The sequence below is a fragment of the Paraburkholderia sp. genome, from assembly GCF_035948235.1.
Classification (GTDB): domain Bacteria; phylum Pseudomonadota; class Gammaproteobacteria; order Burkholderiales; family Burkholderiaceae; genus Paraburkholderia.
Window position 1 is genome coordinate 39,826 of the sequence record NZ_DASZJJ010000248.1, and the last position, 12,517, is coordinate 52,342.

Consider the following 12,517-nt stretch of genomic DNA (forward strand, 5'->3'; position numbering starts at 1 on the left):
GGCAGTCAATTTGTTATGTCGATATGGCCGTCGGGCGCCCATCGAACGATGTCTACGGCGCCGTGCGGCCAGGGATGGACGCTCTAATGCCCAAAGCCGGTCGATTATACCGGAGGGCCTTTGGCCCAAACGGGTTCGCCCGGGCGCCGACCAGCTAGGGCATTACCCCAGCTTTCCAACGGTAGCGTGCGGAAGTAGGGCTATATAATCGGCCCACGCGTTTTTTCTGCACAAAAATTCACACGTCGGACGAGTCATGAAGGTTGGTATTTCCGCAAACGCGCTCAAGCACAGCGGCGGGCTGGAACGTTATGCGATGGACCTCGTTCAGGGACTTGCCGCACGCAATCTGCGTCCGGCGTTCTTCGCGCGCAAATTCGACCCGTCGCTCGCCGAATACAGGTTGGTCGAACCGCATCGCATCAACGTTTCGCTGCTACCCGGCAAGCTGCGCGATGGCTGGTTTTCCTGGCGGCTGGCGGCGCTGCGCCGCCGCTTGGGTGTAGACGTGCTGATCGGCTGCAACCGCGTCGACTCGTCGGAAATCGCGATCTGCGGCGGCACGCATCGCGGCTTTCTGCGCGCGACGGGCCGACCGACGCGCGGCTCCGATCAACGTCAGATCGAACTCGAAAGCCGGCAATATGCGCGATCGCGCGTGATCGTCGCGCATTCTGCGCTCATGCGCGAAGAACTTCTCGAACTTTACGGCGTGGACGACGCGAAGATCCGCGTGCTGTGCCCGCCGGTGGATGGGGCGCGTTTCTCGCCGGTGGCCGACGCCGCGCGCGCCGCGCTGCGCCAGCGATTCGGCTTCGGCGAGCACGAGACGGTGCTGCTGTTTCCATCGAGCAGCCATGACCGCAAGGGCCTGCCGCTGATCCAGACGGTGGTGGAAGCGCTGGAACTGCCCGTGGTCGTGGCGGTGGCGGGGCGCCCGCCCGAGCGCGCAAGCCAGCGCGTGCGCTATATCGGCTACGTGAAGGATCTGGAGAATGCCTACCGCGCGGCGGATTACACGATCCTCGCTTCGAAGTACGAGCCGTTTGGCCTGGTCGGCATCGAATCGGTGATGTGCGGCACGCCGGTGATCTTCTCGTCGAATATCGGTTGCTGCGACGCCATCGCCGATGACGCCAAGTACGTGTTCCGCCCCGATGACGCCGCCGATCTGCGCCGCACGCTGGAGGCGGTGCTTGCCGCGCGCGGCCGCCGCATCGTCGGCAGCGCTGGCAGTGTAAATACGGGTCTGCATCCCGCCATCCGTTACGACGCCAGCGTGACGGCCCACGTCGACGCGCTGCTCGGCCTCGCGTCCGACATCCTCTCGTCACAAAAATGACCGTCGCGCCCACTTCCTGCGGGCGCACTCTTCTTCCGACCCCACGAAATCGCCCGTCCCACGGGGCTTTGCGCGATCCTTCCGCCAGATGGAAAAGTCTTGTTCGAGCTTAGGGGTTAACCCTAGGAGTCGATAAGCCTACGATGCGTACATCGGTCGCATGCACATACCGTCGCACGTCGACCGTCTAGTCCAAACTGGAGGTCGTTACCATGAAGTCCCTTATTCAAGCCGTTGCCGTCGCCGCTGCCCTGATCGTTCCGGTCGCTTCGTTCGCCCAGCAGGCACCCGTTACCCGCGCCTCGGTGCGCGCTGAGCTGGTCCAGCTCCAGCAAGTCGGCTACCACGTCGGCGATGGCGACCAGGCACATTACCCGGACGCGATCCAGGCAGCCGAAGCCAAGGTTGCTGCGCGTAACGGCAACAGCGCCTACGGCGGCGTGGCCAATGCGTCGGAATCGGGTGTGCGCGGCGCTACGGTGTCGCAGCAAGACTGGAACGCCATGTACACGCGCTAAGCGCATCAAGACATGACAGTGCGCCGCGCCGCTGGAGGGCGGGACGGCGCGAGCAGTGAGCGGTAGCAGGCCGGGTGGCAGCGCAGTGTGAAGACACTGGCTCAGCGCGCTATCCGCACTATCGGCATCGAAGATACCTCCACCATCGGCCATTCCGATGGTTTCGCCCGGGCACGGAATGGGTGTCCGGGCGTTTTTTCCCCGAAGGCCGCCTGGCGTTTTGCTGGCGGCCTTTGTGCATTTCTGCTTCGTTGCTTCGCTATCAGGCAGTAGATCAGGCAGTAGATTCGCCGGGCGGCTGCGCACGCTCAAGCTGCGCGAGCAGGGCGCGCGCTTCGTCGAGCGGGTCCACCGACATCGGATGGAACGCGAAGTGTGGCGCGCGGGCGAGCGCCTCGAAATGCTTGCGCGTGCTGCGCGTATAGGCCGGATCGTAGTGTTGCGTGACGAGCGCTTCCGACAACTCCGCGCGCCGGTCCTCGTCGAGCAACTGGCACCACGACGCGATGCGTTCGCGTCCGTGCAGCGGCGTGAGCTTGAGCAACTGCTCGCGGAAGTAATCGCGCTCGCCGAGCAGGTGGCCATATTCTTCCAGCAACAGCGCCACGCGCTCCTCGCGCGCGACATCGACGACCACGCAGGGCGCGCCGTGCAGCCCTTCGACCAGCGCAATCGGCAAGGTGATCGCACCAATGCGGCGGCTTTCCGCCTCGACGAATACGGGGCGCGTCGCATCGAAATCGCGCAGCGCCTGCACGAGCGACGTGTCGAACGCTTTCTGCGGCGGCTGCGCGCGCGAAGGCAGCGCGCCAAGCAGCGAGCCGCGATGCGCGGCGAGCGCCTCCAGATCGAGCGTCTGCGCGCCAGCGCGGCCGAGCGCCTGCAGCAGGCGCGTCTTGCCGCTGCCCGTGGGCCCGGTGAGCACAATGAAGCGGAACTGGGTGGGCAGCGTGCCGAGCGCTTCGAGAACGCTGTGGCGGTACGCCTTATAGCCACCTTCGAGCTGCCGCGCGCGCCAGCCGATCATGTTGAACATGGCCGTCATCGACCCCGAGCGCTTGCCGCCGCGCCAGCAGTAGATGAGCGGACGCCAGTTGCGCGGGCGGTCGGCGAAGGTAGTGTCGAGATGCATCGCGATGTTGCGCGCGGCGAGGGCCGCGCCCACGCGCGTCGCGTCGAATGGCGATTCCTTGTAGAGCGTGCCAACCAGCACGCGCTCTTCGTTGCTGAGGACGGGGGCGTTGATGGCGCCGGGGACGTGGTCCTCGGCATATTCGAGCGGCGTGCGCACGTCGACGACTTCGTCGAATTCGCCGAGCTGGGACAGGGTGACGCGCTGGTGATTCAACTGCGGTGCTCCGGTGGGGCGGTGAGGGTGGCGATGGCCTGAATGCGGATGATACGCGGCGATAGAGGGTAGTGGTCGGTTGGTGATGCACTTCGCATCAACTGCGAGCCAGTCCAGATAGCGCAAGGTCGGCCGCCTGGTGACGTGCTAGTAAACACGGCACAACGAGGTGGAGGTGACATGTCGTTACCCGAACGACGCGATACAGGTCGCGAACGCTGCGAAGCGCGCAACGGCAGCAGCTGCGAGCAATGGCGACGATTTACTCGGTGCGGTGGGGGCGGCAGCCGTGACGGTGCTTGGCGGAGGTGACAATTCGGACGATGGCGATGGCGATGGCGATGGCGGAGGCGCCTCCGACGATGACCTGTTTAGTGCTGATTCTGGCGGCGATTCGACGCCGCTCGGTGACGCACAGCCATTCGACTATCAGTTCGATATGCCGGATGGCGACGCTGAGCAAATCGCGGGTATGCCGTTCAATGGAGCGCCGGGCACGTGGGCATCGAGTATGCCGGGGACGATGCCGCAGTTGCGGCAGTACGGCTCTGGCGGCACGCCAATGACAGATATTGATTTCGAGGCCCATCACGGCAATCCCAACCCTCATGCTCACAATTGGGACGGAACGAGTCGTGACGAGGGCGCGCCGGTTTCCTTGCTTCCTTGGTGAATGGAATGACGGACAACTTATTGGCATCGTGGAATTACTTCCACGATTGGTCTCTGGACAGCGTGGCGACCGGGCCGAACGTAGAGCCCCGCACGCTGACACTCGGCCTGTACCTTTGCGGCAGGCGCGTGTCGGTGACGTTCGAAGGCGCTACGTGCGTCTGCGTTGAGCGCTTGGGGCTGTTGAACATCGTGTACGGTATTCACATCGTTCAGCCGGATGATACGAAGTACGCACGTGTCAGCGCCATGCTTGAGCGCGGCGAACGGCTGACGCAAAGAAGAGCGACGCTGCTCGTGTTCGTCTATTCAACGCTCAGCGCTGAACTTGCGATTGAGTGCGACTCCCTGGCGGTGCGGGAGGTCGGCTCTACGTGAGCACGAATCGAAAACGGGACCGCCTTGCCGGTGAGCTTGGTTGCTTCGTACAGAAATACGCGCGCAGGTCGCACGCCGGCCACGATCCCAATGATCGGCGTTACGACAGGAAAGTCGAGAAGGCGATGCGGAGACTGCGTTCCGACGAGCTGTCGGAACTACTATCCGGCGATGGCGACGAGGCAGCGCCGTCGGAAGCGATGGGCGACATGGTCGAGATTGACGAATATCGGTAGCATCTGACGAAAAAGCTACCTTTGGCGTGTAAAGCGGGCAATCCCTCGTTTTTTGGGAGCGCAAGATTGCGGCCGGCCAGTCTTTGACACCAGCGCAGATTCGCCCGTGAGGGAACCGCTCGATCTATGTTCGAGCGTGCGGCGCACCGATTCACCTGTTGTACGCCGCTCGCGCGCCTCAAGCGCCCCGAAAACCCAGTCGACTTTCGCGTAAATGTCTGGCGCATTGTCCCTCACGCGAGCCCGCGTCCGATAGAGGTTGGTCTCCTGGCTGTACGGTACAGCCTACGTTTCGAAAAACTCATAGACGGCGTCGATGTCGATCGCGCGGCGGGATAGAAGAAAGCCGATCTGCTCGGCGAAGTCGAGTAGATCGTCGATGACGGGATGTTGCTGAATGATCTTATGGTTTGCGTAGATCACCGTCTGGTGGGGCTTTCAGGCCGGTTCGTGATGCTGGGTTTGCTTGGCGCGTGACAGTCCATCGGCCGATGCACCCGGCATCAACTGATGCGCCAGTCCAGATAGCGCAAGGTCGGCCGCCTGGTGACGTGCTAGTAAACGCGGCACAACCAGGTGGAGGTGACATGTCGTTACCCGAATGGGGCAATTCGTATAACGCGCTTTACGTGCCGCTCAAGGGCAGTTGGCAGTGCGCGCTAGTGCCCGCTCGTGATATCGAAGACGTAGACCGTGGCTGGCGGCTCTCTTACGAGGAGCGCCAGACAGCGCGCAAGGCGCGCGAAGAACAGATGGCTCGGGACAGGCGGGATTTCGACCAGTTATTCCGGGTTAGCATCGGCCGCAAAGCATCGCGTATCTCTGCCGATTTCAGCGCCTACGCGGGCTTCATCGGCAAGCATGTACGTGGGCGATGGCCCGCGCCGATAGACGGCGAAGACATAACGCGCATTCTGCGCGAAGCGGTACGCGATGGCCTGATCGTTCCCGCCATTGATCGTGACTGGCGCGGCAGTGCTGGCGTATCGGCACGCTACGCGCCGCAAACGTGGGGCGAAACGTATCGGAGCGGGGGCGGGGGTGGAGTGGTAGCCAGTACGCCGCGCGCGAAGACGTTCCACCAGTCGGTGATGGAATCGATGGGCCTCGATGCCGACGGCGCGACAGCCTACATCGAAAAGTACAACGCGATGGTCGAGCGCATCGACGCAATACAGGCCGCGAACGCTGCAAGGCGCGCAGCGGCCGCACTGGTGAGCAACGGCGACGACTTGCTCGGCGAGGTGGAGGCGGCGGCCGGGGCGGTGCTCGGCGGTGGCGACGATTCGGACGATGGTGATGATGCTGGCGGAGCTGACGACACAGCGCTCGGCGATGATGCGGACGACACCTCAACGCCGCTCGGCGACGCGCAGCCGTTCGACTATCAGCCGGATATGCCGGATGGCGATGTCGAAGAACTGGCGAAGTCTACGATCAACGAGCGCTATGCGGCCAAGATGCTCGGGTATGACATGGACACGTTCGGCGGCATGATCCACGCGCTCAAGGATGAATTCAGCCTTCGAGGCGATGACAACGTAACGTTCCACGATAGCGGCGACGTCTATTTCAATGGCGAATGGTTGGACAACATTCACACCTACGCGCCGTGAGCGAGACACTACATGACCTTAAAACACCAACTTGCCTATGCGTCCTTCACGATCTATCAGGACGTGGAGTCCCCGGAATTCTGGACCAGCTACTTTGGCGTCGCGCCGGATGCGGCTGGTGTAAAGGGCGAACGCTTCGTGACACCATCTGGTCGTATGAGTGCTGGCACGCGGCGTATCGGAGTCTGGAGTATTTCCAGTAAAGCATTCGTGGAGAGTGACGAGCTGGCTCCGCACCTTCACTATCTCACGGATCGCCTCGCGCTCCCCCGCTCGGATCTGCGTGGACTCATCGAACGGACTGGCGCTCGAATGCGCTTCTTCTGCTACTGGAGCAACGAAGGCGGGAACCGCGTGCCCGACGTGCCCGACGATATCCGCGCCATGATGGAAGCGATGGGTGGCACGGTTGAGATTGACGAATACCGCTAGAGCCGTGCGCCAAACGAAAAGCCGATTCGCGAGGGTTGCCCGTCTTTCCGGCCCCCCAGTTCGTGCTGCCAAAACTTCGCCGTGCGCGCGTGGTGGACTGACAAAATTCCGGTTGCGCCGGGTTATTGCCGCGCTGGCTCTGGACGTCGCGACGCGGGTGACACCGCGCGCGGCGCCTGTGTGCACCGATTTCACGCGCCCAGCAAAAAGCCGCCCGCAGGCGGCTTCTCTACGACTGATCCGGCAGACCTCAAAACTCAATACACCCCAGGCTCACCCGGCGGCCGCGTCTTGAACCGCTTATGCACCCAGTAATACTGCTCGGGAATGCGCGGAATCTGCTCCTCGAGAAACTCGTTCATACGGCGCGCGTCCTGCTCATCGTCGCCGGTCGGATAATTTTCCCAAGGTTTGAAGACTTTCAGCCGATAACCCTTGTAATTGGGCAGCACCTCGCCGATGAAAGGAACGACCTGCGCATGACCCACCTTCGCCAGACGTCCGACCGCGGTCAGCGTACACGCAGGCACGCCGAAGAACGGCACGAAAGTGGAATTGCGCATGCCGTAGTCCATATCCGCGCCGAGCATCACCGGCTTCTTGTCGCGCAGCCAGCGCAGCACGGCACGCGCGCTGTCCGCGCGGCTCACCATTTCGGCGCCGAAGCGGCTGCGGCCGGCTTTCGCGGCGGCCTCGAATTCGGGGTTCGAAAACGGCTGGTAGAGCGAGCCGCAGGGGCGACGCAGCGAGTAGTTAAGAAACATCGAACCGGCTTCGATACCGACGAAATGCAGACCAAGGAACAGCGTGGGCGGCAGATTGGGGTCGGTAAGGTCGATTTCGCTGTCCAGCTGGACGAGTTTTTCGAGTTTCTTCGCCGAGCCGAACCACTGCACGCTGCGCTCCATGTAGCTGCGGATCGCCTGGCGAAAGTGCTGGCCCGCCACTTCCTCGCGCCTCTCGTCGCTCCACTCGGGGAAGCACAGGCGCAGGTTGGTGTGGACGACGCGCTTGCGGCGGCTCGGAATCTGGTAGAGCAGCCACCCCAGCCCGTCTCCCAGACGAGCGACGAAGCCATAGGGTAGGATCGCAAAAAGTTTCAGCAGACCAATGGCGAAACGTGAGCCGAGTTTGCCTAGCATGCGGCGACTCCCGTGACGTGCCGGAAAGCAGTGGAGAAAACGATTGACAACACGCGGTGTGACTCTGCGACAAATTGGGGAAGTCGCTATAATAAGGTCTTCGCCGAGTTAACTGACAACTTGCGGGGCGAAGCCGGTTCGCCATGTATCGCGCCACGGAGCTAAGTGTGCGGTCGTGACTAACTGGACCAGGTAATCCGCTAAAGCGTCGCCGCTTCAAAGCTCCCGAAGCTGGCTACGTGAAATTCAACCGTCACCAGCTACAAGGAGCCTTACACGTGGCAAACGACTATTTCTTCACTTCTGAATCCGTTTCCGAAGGCCATCCCGACAAAGTCGCGGATCAGATCTCGGACGCGATTCTCGATGCCATCCTGACGCAAGACAAGTACTCGCGCGTTGCAGCGGAAACGCTGTGCAACACGGGTCTCGTCGTGCTCGCCGGTGAAATCACCACCACGGCCAACGTCGACTACATCCAGGTCGCGCGCGACACGATCAAGCGCATCGGCTACGACAACACCGACTACGGCATCGACTACCGCGGCTGCGCGGTGCTCGTCGCTTACGACAAGCAGTCGCCGGACATCGCCCAGGGCGTGGACCGCGCGCACGACAACAATCTCGACCAAGGTGCAGGCGACCAGGGTCTGATGTTCGGCTATGCGTGCGACGAAACGCCCGAACTGATGCCGCTGCCGATCCACCTTTCGCACCGCCTGGTCGAGCGCCAGTCGAACCTGCGCCGCGACGGCCGTCTGCCGTGGCTGCGTCCGGACGCGAAGTCGCAGGTCACCGTGCGTTACGTCGACGGCAAGCCGCACGCCATCGACACGGTCGTGCTGTCCACGCAGCATTCGCCGGACATCGATCTGGGCACGCTGCGCGAAGCCGTCATCGAAGAAGTCATCAAGCCGGTGCTGCCGGCCGACCTCATCAAGGGCGACATCAAGTTCCTTGTCAACCCGACCGGTCGTTTCGTGATCGGCGGCCCGCAGGGCGATTGCGGTCTCACGGGCCGCAAGATCATCGTCGATACGTACGGCGGCGCAGCCCCGCACGGCGGCGGTGCGTTCTCGGGCAAGGACCCGTCGAAGGTCGACCGTTCGGCGGCTTACGCTGGCCGTTACGTGGCGAAGAACATCGTCGCCGCCGGTCTGGCGTCGCGCTGCCTGATCCAGGTTTCGTACGCCATCGGCGTGGCCGAGCCGACTTCGGTGATGGTCAACACGTTCGGCACGGGCAAGGTCTCGGACGCCACCATCACGAAGCTCGTGCGCGAGCATTTCGATCTGCGTCCGAAGGGCATCATCCAGATGCTCGATCTGCTGCGCCCGATCTACGAAAAGACCGCTGCTTACGGCCACTTCGGTCGCGAAGAGCCGGAATTCTCGTGGGAAGCCACTGACCGCGCGCTCGTACTGGCCGAAGCAGCTGGCACGGAACCGGTTGGCGCGCTCGCTTAAGCGTCAGGCTTAGCGAAGCAAGCAAACAAAACCCCGCCAAGACAGACGTCCTGGCGGGGTTTTTTGTTTCTTCAGGCGTGAGGCCGGGGCGCTTTACTGCATCGCGAAGCCGAACCAGCCGGCGCTGCTCGCGGTGATGCGGCGCGGACGGCGCGCGTTGCGCGGCGTATGGACGGTCGAGGGCGCGGCGAGCGTGCGCAGCGTCGCGTTCGGGCGATACAGCAGCGTGCGCAGCGAGAAGTGGCGCGAGCCCGCGCGCAGTCGCAGCACCGAGAAGAACGTGTGGAACCACGAGCGCATGCTGTCCACCGGATGCGCAGTGCGCACCTGTTGGGCCAGCGCACGCGTGCGCGCGGCATGGTGGCGCAGGGCGCGCACGACATGGCGGCGGGCCGGGCGGGCGGCTTTCAGGGCAGCATGAGTCATGTGACGGGTGTCGGAAGGGGTATGCATGGTTTGGGCGATAACAGGTTCGACGCGATACTCGACGCGAGGTTCGCGACGTGGCGCATCGAATCCAGCAGCAAGCGTGCCTGTTTTCAGTGAGGACACAATGAGGAGAAGCGCAAGACAGGCCGGATGGCGCAAGCCAAGGCTGGGAGGGCGCGCCGGGATGGACCTCGGAGGGCGCAAGCCTTGCTGGGCAAGGCCTGGCGGGCAGTCCGTCCGCGCGATAGATGTTCTGGGTCAAAAAACAGCATGCCGGCAGACTACACGCGAATCATGACGCCCGAAAGTCGGTTAATACCCGGCCCCGAGCTTTCCTGATGCATCTTGATGCATACGATCGCGCCCTTTGTCGCCACGCCGGTGCGGGTCTGCTTCATCGACGTGCGTCGATGTGAGCATCGATGCGCGCGCCAGCCGCTTCCAGCCGCGTGCGCGCGCTCTTACAATCGAGCGGACGGCGCGCATCGAATACATATCAGCGACATAAAGCGGCATATGAGCGCGGCGCCGCTGCCGCGGTCCGGATGACCGCGGCCCCGCAGGCCTCGAATAACGGAAGTCCCATGTCAGTCCAGTCAAAGAAGGAACAGGTGCAGGCGCTGCGCGAGCGCGGTTTCGTGGTCGTGCCGGGGCTCGTCTCGCCCGAGCGGTGCGACGAGATCAAGCGCGTCGCGCAGACGCAGTTGGAGGCGGCCGCGGCGCCGCTCGAATTCGAAGCCGATCTGCGCTATCCCGGCGCGCCCGACTCGAAAGACGCGCCCGGCGGCCATACGGTGCGGCGTCTGCTGGATGCGTATTCGCGTCATCCGTCGTATCGCGAATGGGCGACTTCGCCCGAGATCACTGGCTGGATGGAGCTGTATTTCGGCGAGGAGCCAAGGCTCTCTCGCGTGCACCACAACTGCATGATGACCAAGCATCCCACGTACGGCAGCCTCACGGGCTGGCATCGCGACGTGCGTTACTGGTCGTTCGAGCGCGACGATCTGGTGTCGGTGTGGCTCGCGCTCGGGCCGGAAACCATCGAGAACGGCGGCCTGTGGTTCGTGCCCGGTTCGCACACGGCGCCGTTCACCTCGGGCAGCTTCGACCAGGCCAAATTCTTCCGCGCCGATGTGCCCGAAAACCAGGCATGGATCGAGCGCGCGACGTCGCCCACGCTGCAAAAGGGCGACGTGGTGTTCTTCCACTGCAACACGCTGCATTCGGCGGGGCAGAACCAGAGCGACGACGTGAAGTTCTCGCTCGTCTACACCTACCACGGCGCGAGCAACGTGCCGCTGCCGGGCACGCGCTCGGCATCGATACCGGAAGTCAAACTCGGCTGATGCGTCGATTGCGCGGAGAAACCGCGCTGCCAAAGGCGTCGGCCTAGCGCCGGCGCCCCGATACCACCAGGCCGGTGAGTCCGGCCACGGTTGCGGCGGCGCCTGCCACGATGAGGATCATCGTGCGATCGGTGGGCGCGCCGGTGACGATGCGCGAAACGTCGTTCGAGAACGAGTGAAACGACTGACCGCCAAAGTAAAGCAGCGCGACGCCGCAGGCAATCAGCGCGAACGAAAGCGCTTTGACCATAAAGACCTCATGCAGAAGACGGACGCCGCAGTGTAGGCGAGCCCGGCGGCAGCGTCCATTGTCGCGTCCCACATGATGGGCATCTGCACGGAACGCGCGGATCGGCTAGCATGGCAAACCGCGCGGCGCGCCACATCGCGGAATTTGACGGATTTATGGCGCTATTGCTGCGTTTTTTGCGCGATATGCGCAGAATGCGCGCGCCGCCGCTGGACTTTCTGAAACCTGTTTCCCGTTCGAGGATTCAAACGATGGCCTACGAAGCAGCTGCTGAACGCTATTCGGAAATGCAATACCGCTTTTGCGGCAAGTCGGGACTCAAGCTGCCGGCGCTGTCGCTCGGCCTGTGGCACAACTTCGGCGACACCACGCCGATTTCGACGCAGCGCGAAATCCTGCGCACGGCTTTCGACCTCGGCATCACGCACTTCGACCTCGCGAACAACTACGGGCCGCCGTACGGCAGCGCCGAAACCAACTTCGGCCGCATTTTCAAGGACGATTTCCGTCCGTACCGCGACGAACTGCTGATCTCGTCGAAGGCGGGCTGGGACATGTGGCCGGGCCCGTACGGCCAGGGCGGCGGCTCGCGCAAGTACGTGCTGGCGAGCCTCGACCAGAGCCTGCAGCGCATGGGTCTCGACTACGTCGATATCTTCTACTCGCACCGCTTCGACGCCGAAACGCCGCTGGAAGAAACCGCGGGCGCGCTCGCCACCGCCGTGCAGCAGGGCAAGGCGCTGTACGTGGGCATTTCGTCGTATTCGGCGCAGAAGACGCGCGAGATGGCGAAGCTGCTGGCCGAATACAAGGTGCCGCTGCTGATCCATCAGCCGTCGTACAACCTGCTCAACCGCTGGGTCGAGCATGAGCTGCTCGACACGCTCGAAGACATCGGCACGGGCAGTATTGCATTCACGCCGCTCGCGCAAGGTCTGCTGACGAACAAGTATCTGAACGGCGTGCCGCAGGATGCGCGTGTGAACCGTCCGGGCGGCAGTTCGCTCAAGAACGAACACCTGAGTGCGGAGAACATCGAACACGTGCGCAAGCTCAACGAACTCGCCCAGCGCCGCGGCCAGAGCCTCGCGCAGATGGCGATTGCGTGGACGCTGCGCGGCGGCCGCGTGACCTCGGCGCTGATCGGCGCGAGCCGCGCGGAGCAGGTGCGCGAGAACGTCGGCGCGCTGAAGAACCTCGAATTTTCGGCGGAAGAACTCGCCGAGATCGACCGCTTCGCGACCGAAGGCGGCATCAATCTGTGGGAAAAGCCGTCGACCGATCAGGCGATCTGATCCCCTGCGTGTTACCAGTGAAAACCGCCTCGCCGTGTGCGAGG

Annotated in this window: 15 protein-coding genes; 10 read left to right on the plus strand and 5 right to left on the minus strand. The window is 63.2% G+C overall.

All coding sequences use genetic code 11. The features are described 5' to 3' along the window. Positions 1–256: 256 nt before the first annotated feature. Entirely contained in the window at positions 257–1,342 is a 1,086-nt protein-coding gene (locus tag VG320_RS21850; RefSeq protein WP_327202149.1) for a glycosyltransferase family 4 protein, read from the plus strand. 212 nt (positions 1,343–1,554) lie between these two features. Continuing rightward, complete coding sequence (locus VG320_RS21855) at positions 1,555–1,860, plus strand: DUF4148 domain-containing protein (protein WP_327202150.1); 306 nt, start codon at positions 1,555–1,557, stop codon at positions 1,858–1,860. A 274-nt stretch (positions 1,861–2,134) separates the two neighbouring features. On the opposite strand, the gene mnmH is transcribed toward VG320_RS21855, so the two are convergent. Next, the gene (mnmH, locus tag VG320_RS21860; protein ID WP_327202151.1) at positions 2,135–3,208 is read right to left on the minus strand and encodes a tRNA 2-selenouridine(34) synthase MnmH; all 1,074 of its coding nucleotides are present in this window, start codon (positions 3,206–3,208) and stop codon (positions 2,135–2,137) included. A 175-nt stretch (positions 3,209–3,383) separates the two neighbouring features. Between mnmH and VG320_RS21865 the strand changes: the two genes are divergently transcribed. Genes VG320_RS21865 through VG320_RS21875 form a run of 3 tightly spaced genes read left to right on the plus strand, consistent with a single transcriptional unit; the run spans position 3,384 to position 4,494 of the window. Next, the gene (locus VG320_RS21865; RefSeq protein ID WP_327202152.1) at positions 3,384–3,881 is read left to right on the plus strand and encodes a hypothetical protein; all 498 of its coding nucleotides are present in this window, start codon (positions 3,384–3,386) and stop codon (positions 3,879–3,881) included. A gap of 5 nt (positions 3,882–3,886) precedes the next feature. After that, a complete protein-coding gene (locus VG320_RS21870) occupies positions 3,887–4,258 on the plus strand; it encodes a hypothetical protein (protein ID WP_327202153.1) in 372 nt (123 codons plus the stop codon). Then, positions 4,255–4,494: a hypothetical protein gene (locus VG320_RS21875; protein WP_327202154.1), complete on the plus strand. Its 240-nt coding sequence runs from the start codon at positions 4,255–4,257 to the stop codon at positions 4,492–4,494. Before VG320_RS21870 ends, VG320_RS21875 begins: the two co-directional genes overlap by 4 nt. Before the next feature lie 285 nt (positions 4,495–4,779). Here the strand turns inward: VG320_RS21875 and VG320_RS21880 are convergent, their stop codons facing one another. After that, positions 4,780–4,917: a hypothetical protein gene (locus VG320_RS21880; RefSeq protein ID WP_327202155.1), complete on the minus strand. Its 138-nt coding sequence runs from the start codon at positions 4,915–4,917 to the stop codon at positions 4,780–4,782. Between the two features lie 164 nt (positions 4,918–5,081). On the opposite strand from VG320_RS21880, the gene VG320_RS21885 reads away from it, so the two are divergent. Next, complete coding sequence (locus VG320_RS21885; protein WP_327202156.1) at positions 5,082–6,110, plus strand: hypothetical protein; 1,029 nt, start codon at positions 5,082–5,084, stop codon at positions 6,108–6,110. Positions 6,111–6,122: 12 nt separating this feature from the next. Then, positions 6,123–6,542, plus strand: a complete 420-nt coding sequence (locus tag VG320_RS21890; protein ID WP_327202157.1) for a DUF4279 domain-containing protein — start codon at positions 6,123–6,125, stop codon at positions 6,540–6,542. 257 nt (positions 6,543–6,799) lie between these two features. Here VG320_RS21890 and VG320_RS21895 read toward each other — a convergent pair whose 3' ends face one another. Beyond that, a complete protein-coding gene (locus tag VG320_RS21895) occupies positions 6,800–7,684 on the minus strand; it encodes a lipid A biosynthesis lauroyl acyltransferase (protein ID WP_327202158.1) in 885 nt (294 codons plus the stop codon). A 278-nt stretch (positions 7,685–7,962) separates the two neighbouring features. Here VG320_RS21895 and metK point away from each other — a divergent pair, with 278 nt between their 5' ends. Beyond that, positions 7,963–9,150, plus strand: a complete 1,188-nt coding sequence (gene metK, locus VG320_RS21900; RefSeq protein ID WP_327202159.1) for a methionine adenosyltransferase — start codon at positions 7,963–7,965, stop codon at positions 9,148–9,150. A 93-nt stretch (positions 9,151–9,243) separates the two neighbouring features. Here the strand turns inward: metK and VG320_RS21905 are convergent, their stop codons facing one another. Next, a complete protein-coding gene (locus VG320_RS21905; RefSeq protein WP_327202160.1) occupies positions 9,244–9,603 on the minus strand; it encodes a hypothetical protein in 360 nt (119 codons plus the stop codon). 560 nt (positions 9,604–10,163) lie between these two features. On the opposite strand from VG320_RS21905, the gene VG320_RS21910 reads away from it, so the two are divergent. Further along, positions 10,164–10,928: a phytanoyl-CoA dioxygenase family protein gene (locus VG320_RS21910; RefSeq protein WP_327202161.1), complete on the plus strand. Its 765-nt coding sequence runs from the start codon at positions 10,164–10,166 to the stop codon at positions 10,926–10,928. 43 nt (positions 10,929–10,971) lie between these two features. Here the strand turns inward: VG320_RS21910 and VG320_RS21915 are convergent, their stop codons facing one another. Further along, entirely contained in the window at positions 10,972–11,178 is a 207-nt protein-coding gene (locus VG320_RS21915) for a DUF3185 family protein (protein ID WP_167063978.1), read from the minus strand. 251 nt (positions 11,179–11,429) lie between these two features. Between VG320_RS21915 and mgrA the strand changes: the two genes are divergently transcribed. After that, positions 11,430–12,473, plus strand: a complete 1,044-nt coding sequence (gene mgrA / locus VG320_RS21920) for an L-glyceraldehyde 3-phosphate reductase (RefSeq protein ID WP_327202162.1) — start codon at positions 11,430–11,432, stop codon at positions 12,471–12,473. Positions 12,474–12,517: the final 44 nt, after the last annotated feature.